Here is a 19,825-nt window from a genome sequence, read left to right as displayed (position 1 = left end):
AACCCGGCCCCCGCCGAGGACGCACCTGCCCCGTCGCCGCGCGGGCTGCGCATCGACGGCTGGTCCCGCGGCGCCGCTCCCGCTCCCCGCTACGCGCGCGCTCCGGAGCGCTTCCTCCTCCCCGACGGATCCGAGGTACCCCGGCTCCGCTGGGCGATCAAGACCGCGGCCCCCGCGGGCCCCCGCGGCGAGTCCTGGGGCGAGACGCATTTCGCCCGCGCACTCGCGAGTGCGCTCGAACGCCACGGACAATACGTCGCCGTGGATGCGAGGCCAGCGCTCGACCGGGCGTCATCCGGCCTCGACGACGTGATCCTCTCCCTGCGCGGACCCCACCCGCTGCCGGCGCCCGCGTCTGCTCACACGATCCTCTGGATCATCAGCCACCCCGACGAGATCACCTCCGCGGAGGTCGCGGGCTACGACCACGTGCATGCCGCCTCGACCTCCTGGGCGGCCACCGCGACGCGGCGGTTCGGCGTCCCCGTCCGCCCTCTGCTGCAATGCACGGACGCCCGGCGTTTCGCGCCATCGGGTCTTCCACGCAGCGCCGACCTCGTCTTCGTCGGCACCGCGCGCGGCATCGCCCGTCCCTCCGTCGTCGAGCCGCTGCGTGCCGGACGCCCGGTCCGCGTGTACGGCCCGGACTGGAGGGGGTACATCCCAGGAGCGGCGATCGCGGCGACGCACGTCGACAACGACGACCTTCCCGCGCTCTACGAATCCGCCGGCGCGGTGCTGAACGACCACTGGCCGGCCATGAGACGGGAGGGGTTCGTCTCGAACCGCCTCTTCGACGTGGTCGCGGCCGGTGGTCGTGCCATCAGCGACGACGTCGACGGCATCGCCGACCTGTTCGGCGCCGCCGTGCGCACCTACGGACAGATCCCCGAGCTCCTCGCCCTCACGGCCGCGCCGCTGGACGCGAAGTTCTGCTCCGATGCGGAACTCGCGGAGATCTCCCGCCGCATACGCGCCGAGCACTCCTTCGATGCCAGGGCCCGTACCCTGCTCGACGATGTGCTGACGCGCGGCTGATCCGCCGCGCGCGCACGCGCGCCCCCAGTAGCATCGAAGAACCGTCCAGAGCCAAGGAGCACACGTGCGCGTACTCGTCACCGGAGGAGCCGGCTACATCGGATCCCACACGATCCTCACCCTCCTCGAGCGCGGCGACGACGTGATCGTCGTCGACAACTTCGCCAACAGCTCGCCGGTCGCTCTCGACCGGGTCGCCGGCATCGCGGGCCGGAGTCCGCGCCTGCACCGGATGGACGTCTCAGACGAGACCGCGCTGGATGCGGTCTTCGCCGCAGAGAAGCCAGAGGCCGTCATCCACTTCGCCGGGCTCAAAGCCGTCGGCGAGAGCGTCGCGGAGCCGCTGCGGTACTACTCCGAGAATCTCGGCACGACGTTCGCCCTGCTCTCGACCATGCAGCGCCACGATGTGCGCACGCTCGTCTTCTCGTCTTCGGCGACCGTCTACGGCGACCATCAGAACGCGCCCTACCGCGAGGACGGCGGGCTGCTCGAGGCGTCGAATCCGTACGGCCAGACCAAGGTGATGCTCGAGCGCGTGCTCACCGATGTCGCTCAGGCCGACCCGCGCTGGCGCATCGCGCTGCTGCGCTACTTCAACCCGATCGGTGCGCACGAGAGCGGGCTCATCGGGGAGGACCCGCGCGGCGTGCCGAACAACCTCGCCCCCTACGTCGCCCAGGTCGCCGTCGGGCGGCTCCCCGAGGTCGGCGTCTTCGGCGACGACTACGCCACGGCCGACGGCACCGGCGAGCGGGACTACATCCACGTCGTCGACCTGGCCGAGGGCCACGTCGCCGCGCTCGAGCACCTGCGTACGCACGAGGGCATCCGCGCGTGGAACCTCGGCACGGGCCGTGCCACATCGGTGCTCGAGCTCATCGCCGCGTTCGAGAACGCGTCAGGCCGGCCGATCCCGCATCGCGTGCTGCCGCGGCGCGAAGGAGACCTGGCGCAGGCCTGGGCCGACACGACGCGCGCCGAGCAGGAGCTCGGCTGGCGCGCTCGGCGCGGCGTCGCCGAGATGGCCGAGGACGCCTGGCGCTGGCAGTCCGGCAACCCGCAGGGCTACGACACGGAATAGGCCCACGGACGTGCCGTGAGCCGTTCCGCGCGGTGCGACGCGGCCTAGGAGGCGACCGCGACCTTCGCGGACACGCTGCCGACGCTCGACGCGCCGCCGCGCACCGTGAACATGACGCCCTGCGACAACCCGTGCGAGCTGTGCTCGCTCACGCCGGCGGCGTTCGCGTTCACGTAGTACTGGCCCGCTCCCAGGTGCACCGCCTCGATCCTGAGGTCCACGGCACGCGGGCCGTCGATGGGATCGAGGACCACACCCAGCATCTCCGTGTTGCTCGCCAGCACCATGTGCCCGAGCGGGGTGTCGATGCTGAAACCGACCTCCCATCGCTCGATCCGGTGCAGGCCGTCGACGTTGATGCGGACCGTGAGCGCGTCGTCGACGTCGATCTCCTTGGTCGGCACGCCCTCCGCGTCCAGGAGCTCGATGCTCTTGACCTGGATAGGGTGCCGCGTCTCCTCGGGAGCCGCCTCGTCGGCGCGGCGCCCGTCGAGGACGTTGCGCAGGGCGCCGACCGCCTCGTTCGTGTCGCCGTCGAAGACGACCTCGCCGTGGCTGAGCACGATCCCGCGATCGCAGAGCTCCTGCACCTGGTTCGCGGAGTGGCTGACCAGGATGATGGTGCGTCCCTCTTTGCGGAACTGGGCGATACGATCCATGCACTTGCGCTGGAACGCCTCGTCGCCGACCGCGAGGACCTCGTCCACGAGCAGGATGTCCGGATCCGTGTGCACCGCGACGGCGAAGGCGAGACGCACGTACATGCCGGAGGAGTAGAACTTCACGGCGGTCTCGATGAAGTCGCCGATACCGCTGAACGCGAGGATGTCGTCGAATCGTTCTTCGATCTGCTGCCGGCTGAGGCCGAGCAGCGACGCGTTCAGGTAGACGTTCTCGCGTCCGCTCAGGTCGGGATGGAAGCCTGCTCCGAGCTCGAGCAGCGCCGCCATGCGGCCGCGGGTCTGCACCGTGCCCCGCGTCGGCGAGACGATGCCGCCGATGAGCTTCAGCAGGGTGGACTTCCCGGAGCCGTTCGCCCCCATCAGTCCGACCGTCGAGCCGGCCTGGATCGACAGCGTGACGTCGTCCACGGCAGTGAACGCGCTGCGGTGCTCCTGACCGAGCTTGCCGAAGTGGACGATGCGGTCCTTCAGGCTGTTGTCCTTGCGGACGCGGAACTCCTTCACCACGCCGTCGAGGCGGACGATGTCGGGGCGGTTGTCGTCGTCGGTCATCACAGCTCCTGCGCGAAGTTCCCCTGCATCCGGTTGAACACTCGATGAGCGAACCAGAGCAGGACGACGCCGATCACGGCGGCGATGAGCATGCGCACGGCCAGGTGCGCGGGGTAGTCGGCTTCGGTTCCCGCGCCCCAGAACGCCCGGTGGAAGCCCAGCACGCCGATGGTGAGCGGGTTCGCCGCGTAGATCTCGAGGATCCAGGTGGGGAGGTGGAAGCGGTCGAGCGCACTGCGCACCATCGACCAGGAGTAGACGATCGGCGACGCCCACATCGCGAGCATCATGACGACCTCGGTGAGGTACTGGATGTCGCGGAGATAGACGTTCAGGGCTGCCAGCAGCAATCCGATCGCGACCCCGTACACGATCACCACGAACAGCGACGGGAAGAACCACAGCATCTCCACCGGAGCGGGAAGCGCTCCGAAGGCGATCGCGGCGATGATCAGCACGAGGAGCTGCACGAGGAACATGAAGCCCGCGGCGCCGATGCTCGCCAGCGGGAACACCTCCCGCGGGACGTAGATCTTCTTCACCAGTCCTGCGTTGCCGACGATGGAGCCGGTGGAGCCGAAGACCATGTCGCTGAAGAAGCCGAAGATCGTGAGACCCGAGAACAGATAGATCGCGAAGTCCGGTACGCCCTCTGCCGCGCGCAGGAACTGCCCGAGCACCAGGAAGTACATCAGGAACTGGATCAGGGGCCGGATCACGGTCCACAGGAAACCGAGCACGCTGTCCCGGTAGCGCGCCTGCAGGTCGCGCCGCACCAAGAGGGACAGCAGCTGCCGTCGCGAGATGATCTCCCTGATCTTGCCCCCGCGGACCCGGAGGCCGCGCGAATCGATCGTGGAGAACGGCTCAGCCGCGACGCGCGCGAATCGTTCCGTGGTGTCCAATGTCCTCATACTTCCGTGAGTCCCGTATCGAGCCTGGGGGTCCGCTCCGGTCATCGACCGAGGAGGCGCCGGAGCGTCGTTCGGGGCTTCCGCGCCGCGCGGGCGACCTTGCCCATCACCGAGTCGGACGCCATGATCGCGCGCAACCGCGCGCCGGTTCCGGGAAAATTGACGCGCATGTACATTCTGGCAAAGTCTCGCGCGGATCCGGTACCCACATACCCGGCTTTGCGGATCAGCTCGATCTGCTCGTAGGTGTACCCGGGAGTCGTCGCCGACATCTCGTCGAGCAGGAAGTCCAGCGTGGTGTGGCTGACGGACATGTACTCCGCCGTCGCGACCGTGCGCACGTGGTAGCCGAGCTCGCCGGCCGCGTACACCGGGAGGCGCTCCAGGATGTGCGCGAGACCGCCGTCGCGATAGGCCTCGGCCCCGCCGAAGTCGTCGTACGTCCAGGGGTGCTCGATCAGGATCCGCAACGCCTCAGGGCGCCCGATGTACATCGACCCGAACGGCGCCAGCGGCGAGACGTCGTCGAGCGGGACCCGGATGCCGAGCTCTTCGCAGAGTCGCTCGGCGCCGGGCTTGTTCACCGACCAGCCGCGACCGAGCGTCGGATAGCCGATGTGGATCATCGGGGGGAAGACCATGCCGAGGCCCGGCTCGCGCTGGAACAGGGCGACGAGGTTCGCGGTGTGCCCTGGACTGTTCAGCAGGTTCAGGAACTGCTGCTCCTTGAAGTGCCGGCCGATGTTGAAGCCGTCCTGCGGCGTCTTCTTGGAGTGGATCTTCACGAACAGGTCGTAATCGCCCGACAGCAGGACGTCTCGGCAGGCGATGAGGAATGCGCTCTGATCGCGCCCGTCGTTGGATCCGACCACGCGCACGTCGACCTCGCCGCGATCGTGCCCGCGTCGTCTCAGCGCCTCCCTGATGCCTTCGGCCCGCTCCGGGTCTGAGGTCGTGACGACCAGATCGTACGCGCCGGGGAGGGTGTCGGCGCGGTCCAGCATCTCGTCCGTCATCTCCACATAGAAGATGTGCGCGAACACCACGGTACGCAGCGGTCGCTCCTGGTCGTAGGAGACGTCGACGTCGGGGAGCACCTCGAGTGCGGCCGCATCCGTGTTCAGATCCTTCGGCGGAATCGTCCGGGCGGCGTTGCGCCACAGCAGCTCCATCGGATATCCGAAAGCGGCCGCCTTCTCCAGCGTCCAGCGTCCGACCACGGCGTGCCTGTCCAGATACGGGGGCCACTGCAGGAAGGGACGGCGCTTGAGCGTGGGGCAGCCGGCGTCCAGCAGCGCCTCGGCGCGATAGAGCGACGGGTTCTTCGTGCCGATCTCCACGGCGGGGAAGGCGACGTCGTGGGTGAAACCGTCCTGCGCGAACGTCTCCGTGAACACCGCCTCATGCTTCAGCACCGCATCGAAATACGTCGGCATCTCCGGCAGCTCCGCCCAATACCGCCGCCACGCCTCCGACAGGAACATCTCCCGCCGCACCGCGATCCAGAACGACTGCAGATGATACGGAAGAACACCCTTCCCCGTGAACGGATTCGGCTCCTGACGCACATGATCCGTCATGCCCCAGAAATGAACCGCACGCTCCCCCATCCGATCGAACACCGGCCCATACGGCCGCACCGGACCGAACCACGTGTCATTCGTCAGCAGAACCTCATCGAACTCGCCGATCGCATCGCCCACATGATCCAACGCATCCTTATGCGCCCAGATATCGAAACCCGCATTCGAACGCACCAGAATCTCATCCGACACCGGCTCCAGCTTCGCCCGACCCTCCTCCGACAGAGAACCGTTCACCACCACCAGCACACGCGCCGCATGCTCACGCAACCCCGCAAGAGCAAAAGGAACAAAATCCTCCACACCCCCACGACGATCCCACACCACATACACCACCAGCCGACGACCACCCACAGGAAAAGACGCAGGCTTCTGCAGTTCAGTCATCACGGCCTCCCTTGACCAGCGTGCGCGCTCGTCGCAGAGTCGCCTTGGCGGTGCGCAGCCCGACGCGCACCACGCGACCGACCGGATGCAGGACCGGATGGAGACGCCGTGCGAGATCCGGATGGTTGATCCGCATGTACATCCGCGTCATGGCGACCGCCCCGCCCGTCCCCATCCAGCCCGCGCGATGCATGAACTGCACCTGCTCGAGCGGGTACCCGGGGGTGGTCGATGCGAGCTGGTCGACCTTGTACTCCATCGACGTGTGGCTGATGGACGCATGCTCGCCGGTCAGGACCGTCCGCGTGTGGTAGCCGTCCTCCGCAGCCGCGTACGACACCAGTCGCTCGATCACCTTCGTGAGCGCCGGCACGGACTTGGAGCGGGGCCTCTCGTAGTCCGCGAAGGTGAACCCCATGTCCAGCAGGCGGCGCAGGGCGCTCGGACGACCGATCCACATGCCGCCGTACGGTGCGAGCGGCGAGATGCCGTCCAGCGGCACCTGGATGCCGGCGTCCTCGCAGATCTGCTTCGCCCGCGGAAGATAGAACGACCAGGCGCGACCAGGGAGGCTGTATCCGACGTGCATCATCGGCGGGTACACCAGACCGAGGCCCGGCTCCCGGTCGAACAGCGCGAGCACATTGCGCACATATCCCGGCGAGTTGAGCAGGTTCTCCAGCTGATAGCGCGAGAAGTAGCGTCTCGCGTTCTGGGAGCGCTGACGCGGCGTGCGTCCGTGGACCTTGATCACCAGGTCGTAGCGTCCGTCGATCAGCACGTCCCGGCAGCCGATCAGCAGAGCACTCATGTCGCGGCCGTGCTCCGGCACGACGCGGACCTCGGTCTCCGCGAGTCCGGCGGGATCCACCGCGCGGATCGCTTCGCGCAGCTCCGGCTCGATGCCCGCGTCGTGCACCGTGACGAACAGGTCGAAGGGGTGCGGAACCGACCGCAGAGCTCCGACGACGCGCGGCACATCCTTCGTCTGCGGGAGGTGCGCGACGACGGCGAGACGCGGCACGGTCTCCGGTTCATCGGCGAGGGCGCGGTCGGGGAGCACTTCCAGCATCCCCGCGTCGGTGTTCAGCACCTTCGGCTGCACATTGCGCGCCAGGTTGCTCCAGACGAGTTCGGCCGGGTACCCGTACGCCGACATCGTCTCGACGATGCGTCGCCCGCTCACCGCGTGCCGGTTCATGAAGGGCGGGTAGTGGAACAGCGGCCGCCGCTTGACGAGCGGGCACCCGTCCTCGACGAGCAGGTCCGGATTGAACAGCGCAGGATGCTCGGTCGGATGGTCGCTCTCGGGGAAGGCGACGTCGTGGGTGAAACCGTCCTGCGCGAACGTCTCCGTGAACACCGCCTCATGCTTCAGCACCGCATCGAAATACGTCGGCATCTCCGGCAGCTCCGCCCAATACCGCCGCCACGCCTCCGACAGGAACATCTCCCGCCGCACCGCGATCCAGAACGACTGCAGATGATACGGAAGAACACCCTTCCCCGTGAACGGATTCGGCTCCTGACGCACATGATCCGTCATGCCCCAGAAATGAACCGCACGCTCCCCCATCCGATCGAACACCGGCCCATACGGCCGCACCGGACCGAACCACGTGTCATTCGTCAGCAGAACCTCATCGAACTCGCCGATCGCATCGCCCACATGATCCAACGCATCCTTATGCGCCCAGATATCGAAACCCGCATTCGAACGCACCAGAATCTCATCCGACACCGGCTCCAGCTTCGCCCGACCCTCCTCCGACAGAGAACCGTTCACCACCACCAGCACACGCGCCGCATGCTCACGCAACCCCGCAAGAGCAAAAGGAACAAAATCCTCCACACCCCCACGACGATCCCACACCACATACACCACCAGCCGACGACCACCCACAGGAAAAGACGCAGGCAGGGGAAGGGAAGTCATAAGGTGCATCAGCTCCGGATAATCACGATCGCGAGGCCCTCGGCGTCATGCGCGAAGGGCCGCGGATCATCCTACGGGTGCGACCCTTCAGCGTCCCTGGGCGAGCGCCTTGAGCAGGTACGTGCCGTAGCCGCTCTTGAGCAGCGGCTCCGCGCGCTCGCGCAGCTCGTCGTCGGTGAGGAAGCCCATGCGCCAGGCGACCTCCTCGGGGCAGCCGATGGAGAGGCCCTGACGCTTCTCCACGGTGCGGATGAAATCGGTCGCCTCTGCGAGCGAATCGAACGTTCCGGTGTCCAGCCATGCGGTGCCACGGGTGAGCAACTGCACCTGCAGCTTGCCCCGATCGAGGTACTCGCGGTTGACGTCGGTGATCTCGAGCTCTCCGCGCGGGGACGGCTTGAGGTTCTTCGCGATCTCGATCACGTCGTTGTCGTAGAAGTAGAGGCCGGGCACTGCGTAGTTGCTCTTCGGCTGCACGGGCTTCTCCTCGAGCGAGACCACGCGGCCCGCGTCGTCGAACTCGACGACGCCGTAGGCGGTCGCGTCGTCGACCCAGTAGCCGAACACCACTCCGCCGTCCAGCTCGGTGTACTTCCGCAGCTGCGTGCCCATCCCCTGGCCGTAGAAGATGTTGTCGCCGAGCACCAGCGCCGCCGAGTCGGATCCGATGTGCTCCTCGCCGAGGATGAACGCCTGGGCGAGTCCGTCGGGCGACGGCTGCGTCTTGTAGGTGATCGAGACGCCGAAGCGCGAACCGTCGCCGAGGAGGCGCTGGAACGACTCCACGTCATGAGGGGTGGTGATCAGCAGGATGTCGCGGATCCCCGCCAGGATGAGCGTCGACAGCGGATAGTAGATCATCGGCTTGTCGTAGACCGGGACGAGCTGCTTGGACGTTCCGAGGGTGATCGGGTGCAGCCGGGAGCCGGTGCCGCCGGCCAGGATGATTCCACGCATGCGCCTATTCTCTCGCATGACCGGCACGTTCCTGTGAATTCGCCAGCACGCGCGCCCGGTGCCGGGCGGTACGCCCCGCTACCCTGGAACCCATGCAGAGACTGCTCGTCACCGGCGGGGCCGGCTTCATCGGTTCGAACTTCGTCCACCACGTCGTGGAGAACACCGATCACCACGTCACCGTGCTGGACGCGCTCACCTACGCCGGCAACCGCGCCTCTCTCGACGGCCTGCCGGCCGACCGGGTGACGTTCGTGCACGGCGACATCACCGACGCCGAGCTCGTCGACTCGCTGTTCGCCGACGCCGACGCCGTCGTGCACTACGCCGCCGAGTCGCACAACGACAACTCGCTGCACAGCCCGCGCCCGTTCCTGGACACCAACATCGTCGGCACCTACACGCTTCTCGAAGCCGCGCGGAAGCACGATCGCCGCTTCCACCACATCTCCACCGACGAGGTGTACGGCGACCTCGAGCTCGACGATCCGGAACGCTTCACCGAGAACACGCCGTACAACCCGTCGTCGCCCTATTCGTCCACCAAGGCCGGATCCGACCTTCTCGTTCGCGCCTGGGTGCGCTCCTTCGGCGTGCAGGCGACGATCTCGAACTGCTCCAACAACTACGGCCCCTACCAGCACGTGGAGAAGTTCATCCCGCGCCAGATCACCAACGTGATCCGCGGCATCCGCCCCAAGCTCTACGGCGCGGGCGAGAACGTGCGCGACTGGATCCACGCCAACGATCACTCCTCCGCGGTGCTGACCATCCTGGACAAGGGCCGGATCGGCGACACCTACCTCATCGGCGCCGACGGCGAGCGCAACAACAAGGACGTCGTCGAGCTCATCCTCGAGCAGATGGGGCAGCCCCGCGACGCCTACGACCACGTGACCGACCGCGCAGGACACGATCTGCGGTACGCGATCGACTCGACGAAGCTGCGCACCGAGCTCGGGTGGACGCCGCAGTACGCCGACTTCGAATCGGGTCTCGCCGCCACGATCGACTGGTACAGGGCCAACGAGGCGTGGTGGGCGCCGTCGAAGGACGCGACAGAGGCGTTCTACGCCACCAAGGGGCAGTGATGACGGTCGAGTTCGGCAAGCAGCTCACGGTCGTCGAGACCCCGATCCCGGGGATGATCGTCCTCGAGCTGCCGGTACACGGCGACGCGCGCGGCTGGTTCAAGGAGAACTGGCAGCGGGAGAAGATGACCGCGCTGGGCCTTGCGGACTTCGGTCCCGTGCAGAACAACATCTCGTTCAACGACGCGGTCGGAACCACGCGGGGCATTCACGCGGAGCCGTGGGACAAGTGGGTCTCGGTCGCCACCGGACGCATCTTCGGCGCCTGGGTGGATCTGCGCGAGGGCGAGAGCTTCGGGACCGTCTTCACGATCGAGCTGGATCCCTCCCGCGCGATCTTCGTGCCGCGCGGCGTCGGGAACTCCTATCAGACGCTCGAACCCGACACGGCGTACACCTACCTCGTGAACGACCACTGGTCGCCGGACGCGAGCTACTCGTTCCTCAACCTCGCCGACGAGACGGCCGCGATCGACTGGCCGATCCCGCTCGCCGACGTCGAGATCTCCGCGAAGGACAAGAACCACCCGCGGCTGGCGGATGTCACCCCCATCGCGCCACACAAGACGCTCGTCGTCGGCGCGAACGGGCAGCTCGGCCTCGCGCTGCGCAGCGTGCTCGGAGACGCGGCGCACATCGAATACGCCACGCGCGCCGACCTCGACCTGGCGGATGCGGGACTCGCCACGGCACGCCGCTGGCGCGACTACGGCGCGATCGTCAACGCCGGCGCCTACACGGCCGTCGACCTCGCGGAGACCCCTGACGGCCGCCGCGACGCGTGGGTCGCGAACGCGGAGGGCCCGGCACGCCTCGCGCGCATCGCCGCCGAGAACGGCATCACGCTCGTGCACGTCTCGAGCGACTACGTCTTCGACGGCACGGCCGATCGCCCCTACCGCGAGCACGACGCCCTGGCGCCGCTCGGCGTCTACGGGCAGACCAAGGCCGCCGGCGACGTCGCCGTCGCGACCGCCCCGCGGCACTACATCCTGCGCACGTCGTGGGTCATCGGCGAGGGCAAGAACTTCGTGCGCACCATGGCGTCGCTCGCCGAGCGCGGCATCGACCCGAAAGTCGTGGACGATCAGACCGGTCGCCTCACGTTCACGGACGACATCGCCCGCGCGATCGTGCACCTGCTGACCTCGGACGCGCCGTTCGGCGTCTACAACGTCACCGGATCAGGCGAGCCCGCGACCTGGGCGGACATCGCGCGCGCCGTGTTCTCCGCGACGGGCCACGACCCGGCCAGGATCACCGGCGTGAGCACCGAGGAGTACTTCGCGTCGGCGACCGCTCCCGTGGCGCCGCGACCGGCGTGGAGCGTGCTGGACACCTCGAAGCTCACGGCAACGGGCTTCCAGGTCCGACCGATGCTCGAGGGACTCGCCGACTACCTGTCCTGAACCTCGGCGCTCGGCCGGCTGATCGCCCGCACCCGTTCCGAAGCGCTACGCCCGACCGTGCGCGCAAGGCGCGCGGACGGCTCCTCCACGAACCGTGCGAACAGCCACGCGACGAGGACGGCGACCGGAACGGAGATCAGCAGCGCCCTGTGCGGCGTCCCCGGGGCGAGCTGCAGGGCCTGCAGCAGGATCGGCATGTGCACGAGATAGAGGCTGAACGAGATCCGCCCGAGGAACCTGAAGGGCGCCGTCCCGAGCAGACGCGCGAGACCCGAGGGCGCGGAGAGACCGAGGACGACGAGCGCCGCGCCGATCGCGACGAAGCCCTGCAGCGCTCCCCTGGCCCCGCCCGGAACCAGATCGGGCAGCCCGACGCGGACGACATCGGGCAGACCGAGGGCCAGGACGCCTGCGAGCACGAGGATCCACGGCGCCGCCTTGCCTCGCGGCGCGGCCCCCTGAGATCGCATCACGGCGGCGACGCATCCGGCGAGGAACATCGGCCCGTAGATGAGCGCCTGGACGCCCAGCACGGTGCCCACGGCCGTGACGGCTCCGCAGGCGATCAACCAGTACCAGTGCCCGCGTGCGATCCGCGCCACCGCGAGGAAGGCGACGGGGAGCATCAGAGAGAACAGCAGCTCCCAGCGCAGCGACCAGAGCGGGTTGTTGACCTGGGTCGACCCGGTGATCAGGAAGAACGAATCGACGATCTGGGACGGGGAGAGCGTCGAGAAGCTGAAGGCCCTCGCCCATTCGCTCGGGGCGGTCTCCGGCTTCTGATGCCCCAGGAGGATCACGATGATCGCGAACGCCATCGCGCCGGCCGAGGGGAGCCACAGACGCAGCACGCGACGCGGATAGTAGCTCCAGAGGTCGAGACCGCGCCCCTGGAGCATCGGGAAGACCAGGACGAATCCGCTCAGCACGAAGAACACGACGACGGCTTCCGGCCCCATCAGCAGGTACCGGATCGGGGTGTCCGCCAGCAGGCGGACCGGAGTCGGGCTGTCGCGGGCTCCGGCCAGCGCGGCGAGATACGCATCGCCCCACGCGCTGCCCAGGACCACGTGGTACGCGACCACGATCACGGCGGCGACCCCTCGGAGACCATCGAGCGCCAGGAACCGCGCGGACGCGGATGCCGCCGGACGAACGAGGTCCTGATCCGGAGGGACCGGGCTCAACCCGTCACCGTCACCGTGCGGCAGCCGAGGAGCGTATGGCCCCCCGCGCCGTTGTTGATGCCGTAGACGCACACGCCGTGTGTTCCCGGCGACATCGGGACGGTCTGGTAGAAGCCGTGATTCGAGCCCGTGCCAGGATACGCCGCGGCGACATCGGGCCGGGCGACGTCCGCCGCGTACTGCGTGCCGACGCCGTCCACGTAGATGTGGATGGCGATGGGATCCGTCGTGTCAGGGTCGATCGCCCATCCCGCGACCGTCGCCGATCCGGCGCCTCCGATCAGCGCCTCGTAGTTGCCGAACGGCGCTCGCCCGCGATCCACCACGGGCGGCGTCACAGACGCCGTCGCCTGCTTGCAGCCGAGGAGCGAGTGCCCTCCGGCGCCGGTGTTGATCCCGTAGACGCAGATGGTCGAGGTGCCCGACGGGATCGTGACCGTCTGATCGAAGCCGTGGTTGGAGCCGTACGACGGGAACGCGGACAGGGAGCCGTTGTTCGCCTTGTCCGCCATGAACGCCTGACCGACGGCACCGACATAGATGTGCACGTTGATGGGCGAGCGGGTGTCGGGGTCCACGGCCCAGCCGGTCACGCGAGCCGAGGTGCCGGTGACGTCGACGGCGTCGATCGCGCCCACCGGCGCGCGCCCCTGATCCGGGATCGACTGATCGACGTCCACGGTCTTGCAGCCAAAGAAGGTGTTCCCGCCCGGACCCGCGTTGATCCCGTAGGCGCACACCGTCGTCGTGGTGTCCGACGTGGTCAGCTGCTCCTCGAAGCCGTGCTTGTCGCCGTATCCGGGGTTCGCGGCGCCCACGTCCGCGCGGACCTTGTCCGCGGTGAACGGACGGCCCACCCCGCCCTGGTAGAGGTGCACCTGGATGGGAGCGGCGGTGTCGGGGTCGATGGCCCAGCCCTTCGCCGTGACCACTCCCCTCCCGCTCACGAGCGTCTCGAAGTTGCCGATCGGCGCCCGCCCCTTCTCCTCGATGCCGCCCGGTTTCGTCGCCTGCTGGCATCCGAGCTCGGAGTTCGCGCCGGGGCCGATGTTGATCCCGTAGACGCAGATCGACTGCGTACCGGGCTGCGAGGGCACGTGCGCGACGAAGCCGTGGTTCGCGCCGTACTGCTGGTATCCCGCGGGGATGCTCGTGCTCGAGGCGTTCGCCGTGAACGGGCGCCCGACACCCGCGATGTAGACGTGCACGGTCGCCGGCCCCGTCGTGTCGGGGTCGATGGCCCAGCCCGTGACGTCGAATCCGTCGCCCGCGGCCTTGATCGAGGTGATCGCGCCCACGGGCGAGCCGGTCATCGGCACGATCTTCTGGCATCCCAGCAGCACGTTCGTCCCGGGACCCGAATTGATCGCGTAGATGCAGACCTCGGTCGCGTCCGGTCCCTGCGCGGGTACTCGCGCCGAGAATCCGTGCTTCTCCCCCTTGCCGGGGTAGGCGCCTGCGACGTCCCAGCGCGTCTGATCCGCCGCGATGGCCGTGCCGACGCCGCCGACGTAGACGTGCACGGAGATCGGCGAGGAGGTGTTCGGATCGATCGCCCACCCGGAGACGGCGACCTCGCCGGGGCGCGCCTGCACCATCTCGACGTTTCCGAACGGGTTATCGGCTGCGGGGTTGGACTGCGTCGATCCGAACCAGTCGGTGAAGTAGTTGTAGAAGTTGCGGTTGCCGTAGGCGGAACACGAGTCGCCCTCGCCGTAGCCGGCGCGAAGTGCTGCGGCGTTGGGCTGATACGGCGTGTAGTAGTAGAGCGCGGCCGTCGCCTTGTTCGCGATGTAGACCGGCCCGGAACCGCAGCCCTGGTTCGGGTTGTAGAGCACGTTCCAGGTGTTGCCGGGCTGGTACCAGGTGAACCAGCGACCCTCCATGTAGATCTGCATCTGACGCGCCGCGCCGTAGATCTGCTGGAAGAAGCCCACGTAGCTCGGGTCGCAGGGAGCGTCGTCGGGGCATCCCTGTCCGAGCGCGCTGTCGTAGCGCCAGCCGCTGGGCCAGGTGTGGGTGACCAGGCCCTGCTCCTTCTGGAGCATGACGATCAGGACCCGCGGGTTGATGTTGCACGACTGCGAGACGCGGTAGATGATGCTGGCCGCACTCTCGTTCGCCGTCCCCGAGTATCCGCTGCAGTACGCGTCGGCGGGGCGGTTCTGAGACGTGACGCGGAAGTCCTTGAGGCAGGTGTATCCGCTCTGGCACGACGGCACCTTGGCGTTGAAGAAGTCCTGGATCTGCTGCGCAGACATCGTCGACTTGTCCGTGAACACGGCGTCGCTGATGATGTTGCCCGCGTTCCAGCCGTCCAGGGTGGCCGGGCGGATCGCCGTGGTCGCCGCTCCTGCCGTGGTCGAGGCCACGACCGATGTCCGGGCCGCGCTCGCGGAAGCCGCATCGGCGACCGACGGGACGAGCACGGAGACGAAGACGGCGGCGATCGCGAGCATGCCGATCATCCAGCGTCGGGGCGCGTGAGCGCGCGCGGGACCCGGGGCATGTCCAGTCATGCTGATATTCTGCGGGATCCGGCCCCGAATGACACTGCGGACACGCGCGCAGGCCCGGAATCTCGCGGCAGAAGCGGTTTCGGCCCGCTCTGTGTCACAGCTCCGCGTGCAGTGTCCAGACCCGCTCGGCGGAGCCGTTCCAGGAGTAGGCCCGAGAGCGGTCCGCGGCGAGTACGGACAACCGTCGTGCGCCGTCCCCCGCAGCGTCTCTCAGGGCGTCCGTGAATCCTGCCGCCCCGACGAGCAGCCCGCCCTCGGCGAGCACGTCGTGGTGCACGCCGCTCTCCGCCGCGATCACCGGAACGCCGAGCACGAGCGCTTCGACGAGCCGCCACGGCCAGGCCGGGGCGGGGTCCGCCGCGGCGAAGGCGAGCGCGCCGGCGAGCAGTGCGGCGCGGTCCCCCGCGTCCAGCCGCCCGAGAACATGCACGCGCGGCGCGGCGAGTCCCTCCGCCACGGCGGCCTCCGCGATCGCGGGCGCGGATCCCGTGGCGGCGTCCACCACGAAGACGTCGGCGTCGCGGTCGACCGCGGCGGCGAAGACCGCGGAAAGGGTCTCCGCAGTGCCCGTGGCCACGAGGTACCGGTCGGGGGCGCCGAGCGCACGGCGGCGCTCGGCGGCGTCATGCGGGATCGCGAAGCCCGCCGCTGCGGCTCCCGGGATCACCCGGATGCGGTCGGCGAAGCGGCCGAGGCTTGCGAGCTCTTCCGCCATCGCATGCGTGGGCACGACCACGGCGTCCGCGTGCTTCGCGGCACGCTTGAGCATGCTGCGCTGCCACAGCACGCTCGCACGCGAGAGCTGCTCGGGAGCGGTCCACGCCCGCAGATCCCACAGCGTGGCGACCGTCTGGTCGTAGTCGTTGGCCCTGTCGTGCTTCGCGAGCGGGGCGAAGAGCGTGGGGGCGTGGATCATGCCGCCACCGACACCTCCGACCACGCCGAGCTGCCAGGCGGCGCCGAGCTCTCTGCGCGCCAGCGACAGACGATGCAACGTGTCAGCGCCGTCGACGACCGGCTCCGCCCCGCCGCCGGGCACGATCGCCTCGACCGTGCACTTCTGGGGCGCGGTCGCCGCCAGGCCCAGGATCAGCGAACGTGCGGCGTCGGCCTGATCGGCGTCGACGACGTCGTTCACCTGATCCAGTACAACCCGCAGCACAGCCATTCTCCGACCTTATCCAGTGCATGCCGGAGGAGCCCAGAGGCGCTCCACGGACCGCCGGATCAGCTCGTCGGCGTCGCCGAGGGCTCGGGGTGCAGAGCCGCCTTGACCTTCTCGTGGATCGCGTTCCAGTCCGGCTCGAACTCGTCCACGCCGTTCGCGGGGGTGAGATCGATCGTGGTGAGCTTCTCCTTCTTCGCCTTCATCATGAGGTCGAAGAACTCCGGCAGCTTGTCCTGGGGCAGGTCGGTGTCGACCGCGGACGAGCCCGCCGCGGCGATCTCGCTGAAGTGCGCGGCCACGTTCTGCGGCGTGAACTGCTTCAGCAGCGCGTCCTGCAGCTCGCGCTGACGGCGCATCCGGTCGAAGTCGCTCGTCGTGTAGCGCGAACGGGCGTACCACTGCGCGGTGTCGCCGTTCATATGCTGCTGTCCGGCCTCGATCCAGCCGGTCGCCCACTCCTCGGCGTTGTCCGGACCGCCCCACTCCGGAACGTTGCCCTCCGGCAACCGCTCCTTGACGTTGATGTCCACGCCACCCAGCGCGTCGATGAGCTTCGCGAAGTCGTTCATGTCGAGGAACACGTAGTACGGGATCTTGATGCCGAGCACGCCCTCGGCCGCGTCCTTGGTGGCCTCGACCGCGGGGCTGGATCCGTGCTTCTCCGCGTCGGGGTAGAGCGATGGCCCGGTGTGGCAGACCTGGACGGCGTTGGTGAGCTGGTTGATCCCGCTCCCCCAGCCGCATTCCGCGTCGTCGTGCGCCTGCAGTCCGTCGGGGTACAGGTCGTGCATGGGGCCCGGCGCGAACGGCACGTTCGGCATGTCGCGCGGAATGCCGAAGATCGTGGTCTTTCCCGTCTCGGCGTTCACCGAGACCACCGAGATGCTGTCGTAGCGCATCGAGTCGCGGCCCAGACCACTGTCCGCGCCGAGCAGCAGCACGTTGTAGTAGCCGTCGCTGGGCGGCAGGCTCGGGCCGCCGGAGCCGAACAGGGTGCTGATCGCGCTGCGGCTGGAGCCGACGACGTTCGCGGCGTAGGCGGCGCCGGAACCGCACAGGGCCAGCACCAGCACCGCGACGAGCGGGATCGCGATCCTGGCGTAGTTCTTGGTGCGCACGAGCCGCACGATGCGCAGCGTGTCGAAGGTGAGCACGACCCACAGCACGGCGTAGGCGATGCAGAGGAGCTGGATGAGGCTCAAGACGAGCCAGCTCACCCAGCCGCCGCCGACGGTGAGCCAGAGCAGCGCCTGGTGCCAGAGCAGCGCGCCCAGGATCCCGAGCACGACCAGCGCCCACATCGTGAGCGTGGCGCCGAGGCCGAATCGGCCGAGCCTGCGGTTGCCGGCGAGCACCTGGGCGGATCCGGGGATCAGCACGTTGAGCACGACCAGCCACCACCCGCGGCGGGTCATCACGTCCTGCGATCCGAAGTCGGGGTCACGCATCGGTCTCGTGCGGATCAGCCCCGCGCTCTGCGCGGAGACGCCGCCGGGCCGGGTCAGCTGGCCGCTGCCCGCTGACTGGCCGGCGACGCGGACCTGAGTCACAGGCTGTCCTTCAGCCGCCGGTTCTTCTCCTCGACCTGCGCCTCGAGGTCGCGGGCGTAGGACTCGATACGGTCGGCGAGAGCCGGATCCGCGGTTCCGAGGATGCGGGCGGCGAGGATGCCCGCGTTGCGTGCGCCCCCGATCGAGACGGTCGCGACGGGGATGCCCGCGGGCATCTGCACGATCGAGAGCAGGGAGTCCATGCCGTCGAGGTAGGCGAGCGGGACGGGGACGCCGACGACGGGCAGGGCTGTCACGGAGGCCAGCATGCCCGGCAGGTGGGCCGCGCCTCCGGCTCCGGCGATGATCACCTTGAGCCCGCGCTCGCGCGCCTCGGTGCCGTAGCGGTGCAGCTTCTCCGGCGTGCGGTGCGCGGAGACGACCTCGACCTCGTGCGGGATGCCGAACTCGGTCAGCGCCTCGGAGGCGGCGCTCATCACGCGCCAGTCGGAGTCGGATCCCATCACGACGCCGACGAGGGGCGCGGCGGATGCGTGCAGTGTCCCAGTCACCCGTACAGGCTACGGGCGACGGCTGGGAGAACCCCGCTGCGGCGCGCCCTCGCTTTGCGAGAACGCCGACCGATCGCGGCTCAGGCGAACGCGGCCGCGGCGGCCCTGGCCTCGGCCAGCACGGCGTCGAGGTCGGATCCGCTCGCGTTCACATGCCCGACCTTGCGGCCGGGGCGCGGCGCCTTGCCGTAGGTGTGCACCTTGGCCTGCGGGCTCGCGGCGAGCGCGGCGGGGACGCGATCGAGCATCCCGGCATCCGCGGGGCCGCCGAGGATGTTGATCATGACGGACCAGGCCTCATGCGGGGTCGTCTCCCCCAGCGGCAGGTCGGCGACCGCGCGCAGGTGCTGCTCGAACTGCCCCGTCACGGCGCCGTCCTGGCTCCAATGGCCGCTGTTGTGGGGGCGCATCGCGAGCTCGTTCACGAGGATCCGGCCGTCCTCGGTCTGGAACAGCTCGACCGCGAGCATGCCGGTGACGCCCAGCCCCTCGGCGATCTCCCGGCCGATCCTGGCGGCTTCGGCGAGGTGCTCCGCGTCGACGCCGGGCGCAGGGGCGATCACCTCGGCGCACACCCCGCCCTTCTGCACGGTCTCCACGACGGGGTACGACACGGACTCGCCGTTCGGGCGCCGTGCGACCTGCTGCGCCAGCTCGCGCACGAAGGGCACGAGCTCCTCGACGAGCAGGGCGTCGCCGGCGGCGAGGGCCGAGAACCAGTCCGCGGCCTCCTCGGCCGCGGAGACGACGCGCACGCCCTTGCCGTCGTAGCCGCCACGGGGCGTCTTCACGACGCCGCGGCCGCCGTGCGCGTCCAGGAAGATCTGCAGCTCGACGGCATCGGCGACGCGCGCCCAGTCCGGCTGAGGGGCGCCGAGATCCGCGAGGCGCGCGCGCATGTCGAGCTTGTCCTGAGCGAAGCGCAGCGCATCGGGTCCGGGGTGCACGGCCACGCCGTCGGCGACGAGCGCGCGCAGCACCTCCTGCGGCACGTGCTCGTGGTCGAACGTGATCACGTCCACGTCCGCCGCGAACCGGCGCACGGTGTCGAGGTCGCGGTAGTCGCCCACCGCCGTGGCCGCCAGCTGCGCCGACATGCCCTCGTCCTCCGCCAGCACCCGGATGTCGATGCCCAGCTCGACCGCCGGAGCGATCATCATCCGCGCCAGCTGTCCGCCGCCGATCACACCCACACGCAACGCCATCGGATCTCCGTTCCTCGCCCCCCATTCTTCCGCAAGTTCCACCCCGCTCC

Annotated in this window: 15 protein-coding genes; 4 read left to right on the top strand and 11 right to left on the bottom strand. The window is 68.8% G+C overall.

The window, feature by feature from the left end:
• On the top strand, window positions 1-1,038 hold a 1,038-nt coding region (locus RS86_RS20540; RefSeq protein ID WP_045270236.1), incomplete at its 5' end, for a glycosyltransferase.
• Between the two features lie 64 nt (window positions 1,039-1,102).
• Complete coding sequence (galE, locus tag RS86_RS00465; protein WP_045270235.1) at window positions 1,103-2,122, top strand: UDP-glucose 4-epimerase GalE; 1,020 nt, start codon at window positions 1,103-1,105, stop codon at window positions 2,120-2,122.
• Window positions 2,123-2,166: 44 nt separating this feature from the next.
• Here galE and RS86_RS00460 read toward each other — a convergent pair whose 3' ends face one another.
• The 5 genes from RS86_RS00460 to rfbA all read right to left on the bottom strand — a co-directional run bounded on the left by RS86_RS00460 (window position 2,167) and on the right by rfbA (window position 9,134).
• On the bottom strand, window positions 2,167-3,357 hold the full coding sequence (locus RS86_RS00460; protein ID WP_045270234.1) for an ABC transporter ATP-binding protein: 1,191 nt from the start codon (window positions 3,355-3,357) through the stop codon (window positions 2,167-2,169).
• Entirely contained in the window at window positions 3,357-4,271 is a 915-nt protein-coding gene (locus tag RS86_RS00455; protein WP_045270233.1) for an ABC transporter permease, read from the bottom strand. The genes RS86_RS00460 and RS86_RS00455 overlap by 1 nt, the downstream gene beginning before the upstream one ends.
• A gap of 41 nt (window positions 4,272-4,312) precedes the next feature.
• On the bottom strand, window positions 4,313-6,241 hold the full coding sequence (locus RS86_RS00450) for a rhamnan synthesis F family protein (protein WP_082076452.1): 1,929 nt from the start codon (window positions 6,239-6,241) through the stop codon (window positions 4,313-4,315).
• Complete coding sequence (locus RS86_RS00445; RefSeq protein ID WP_235281550.1) at window positions 6,234-8,177, bottom strand: rhamnan synthesis F family protein; 1,944 nt, start codon at window positions 8,175-8,177, stop codon at window positions 6,234-6,236. Before RS86_RS00445 ends, RS86_RS00450 begins: the two co-directional genes overlap by 8 nt.
• An 87-nt stretch (window positions 8,178-8,264) precedes the next feature.
• The gene (gene rfbA, locus RS86_RS00440; protein ID WP_045270232.1) at window positions 8,265-9,134 is read right to left on the bottom strand and encodes a glucose-1-phosphate thymidylyltransferase RfbA; all 870 of its coding nucleotides are present in this window, start codon (window positions 9,132-9,134) and stop codon (window positions 8,265-8,267) included.
• 92 nt (window positions 9,135-9,226) lie between these two features.
• Here rfbA and rfbB point away from each other — a divergent pair, with 92 nt between their 5' ends.
• Both rfbB and RS86_RS00430 read left to right on the top strand, forming a co-directional pair.
• The gene (gene rfbB, locus RS86_RS00435) at window positions 9,227-10,225 is read left to right on the top strand and encodes a dTDP-glucose 4,6-dehydratase (protein ID WP_045270231.1); all 999 of its coding nucleotides are present in this window, start codon (window positions 9,227-9,229) and stop codon (window positions 10,223-10,225) included.
• On the top strand, window positions 10,225-11,634 hold the full coding sequence (locus tag RS86_RS00430; RefSeq protein WP_045270239.1) for a sugar nucleotide-binding protein: 1,410 nt from the start codon (window positions 10,225-10,227) through the stop codon (window positions 11,632-11,634). Before rfbB ends, RS86_RS00430 begins: the two co-directional genes overlap by 1 nt.
• Here the strand turns inward: RS86_RS00430 and RS86_RS00425 are convergent.
• From RS86_RS00425 to RS86_RS00400, 6 genes are all read right to left on the bottom strand, one after another.
• The gene (locus RS86_RS00425; RefSeq protein ID WP_045270230.1) at window positions 11,622-12,821 is read right to left on the bottom strand and encodes an acyltransferase family protein; all 1,200 of its coding nucleotides are present in this window, start codon (window positions 12,819-12,821) and stop codon (window positions 11,622-11,624) included. The two genes, RS86_RS00430 and RS86_RS00425, sit on opposite strands and share 13 nt — an antisense overlap.
• A complete protein-coding gene (locus RS86_RS00420) occupies window positions 12,818-15,340 on the bottom strand; it encodes a hypothetical protein (RefSeq protein WP_235281549.1) in 2,523 nt (840 codons plus the stop codon). Before RS86_RS00420 ends, RS86_RS00425 begins: the two co-directional genes overlap by 4 nt.
• A gap of 94 nt (window positions 15,341-15,434) precedes the next feature.
• On the bottom strand, window positions 15,435-16,508 hold the full coding sequence (locus RS86_RS00415; protein WP_045270229.1) for a glycosyltransferase: 1,074 nt from the start codon (window positions 16,506-16,508) through the stop codon (window positions 15,435-15,437).
• 59 nt (window positions 16,509-16,567) lie between these two features.
• Window positions 16,568-18,058 carry an LCP family protein gene (locus tag RS86_RS00410; RefSeq protein ID WP_327037085.1) on the bottom strand — a complete coding sequence of 497 codons (1,491 nt, stop codon included), beginning with the start codon at window positions 18,056-18,058 and terminating at the stop codon, window positions 16,568-16,570.
• Window positions 18,055-18,522, bottom strand: a complete 468-nt coding sequence (gene purE, locus RS86_RS00405; protein WP_045270228.1) for a 5-(carboxyamino)imidazole ribonucleotide mutase — start codon at window positions 18,520-18,522, stop codon at window positions 18,055-18,057. The genes RS86_RS00410 and purE overlap by 4 nt, the downstream gene beginning before the upstream one ends.
• A 128-nt stretch (window positions 18,523-18,650) precedes the next feature.
• The gene (locus tag RS86_RS00400) at window positions 18,651-19,775 is read right to left on the bottom strand and encodes a 5-(carboxyamino)imidazole ribonucleotide synthase (RefSeq protein ID WP_045270227.1); all 1,125 of its coding nucleotides are present in this window, start codon (window positions 19,773-19,775) and stop codon (window positions 18,651-18,653) included.
• Between the last annotated feature and the right edge of the window lie 50 nt (window positions 19,776-19,825).

It is taken from the genome of Microbacterium azadirachtae, assembly GCF_000956505.1.
Lineage (GTDB): Bacteria > Actinomycetota > Actinomycetes > Actinomycetales > Microbacteriaceae > Microbacterium > Microbacterium azadirachtae_A.
This window is presented reverse-complemented; position numbering and strand designations above follow the sequence as displayed.

Coding starts and splice junctions, on each gene's coding strand:
- RS86_RS00460 (WP_045270234.1), bottom strand. CDS start 3,357: ATGACCGACGACGACAACCGCCCCGACATCGTCCGCCTCGACGGCGTG.
- RS86_RS00455 (WP_045270233.1), bottom strand. CDS start 4,271: ATGAGGACATTGGACACCACGGAACGATTCGCGCGCGTCGCGGCTGAG.
- RS86_RS00450 (WP_082076452.1), bottom strand. CDS start 6,241: ATGACTGAACTGCAGAAGCCTGCGTCTTTTCCTGTGGGTGGTCGTCGG.
- RS86_RS00445 (WP_235281550.1), bottom strand. CDS start 8,177: ATGACTTCCCTTCCCCTGCCTGCGTCTTTTCCTGTGGGTGGTCGTCGG.
- rfbA (WP_045270232.1), bottom strand. CDS start 9,134: ATGCGTGGAATCATCCTGGCCGGCGGCACCGGCTCCCGGCTGCACCCG.
- rfbB (WP_045270231.1), top strand. CDS start 9,227: ATGCAGAGACTGCTCGTCACCGGCGGGGCCGGCTTCATCGGTTCGAAC.
- RS86_RS00430 (WP_045270239.1), top strand. CDS start 10,225: ATGACGGTCGAGTTCGGCAAGCAGCTCACGGTCGTCGAGACCCCGATC.
- RS86_RS00420 (WP_235281549.1), bottom strand. CDS start 15,340: ATGACTGGACATGCCCCGGGTCCCGCGCGCGCTCACGCGCCCCGACGC.
- RS86_RS00415 (WP_045270229.1), bottom strand. CDS start 16,508: ATGGCTGTGCTGCGGGTTGTACTGGATCAGGTGAACGACGTCGTCGAC.
- purE (WP_045270228.1), bottom strand. CDS start 18,522: ATGGGATCCGACTCCGACTGGCGCGTGATGAGCGCCGCCTCCGAGGCG.
- RS86_RS00400 (WP_045270227.1), bottom strand. CDS start 19,775: ATGGCGTTGCGTGTGGGTGTGATCGGCGGCGGACAGCTGGCGCGGATG.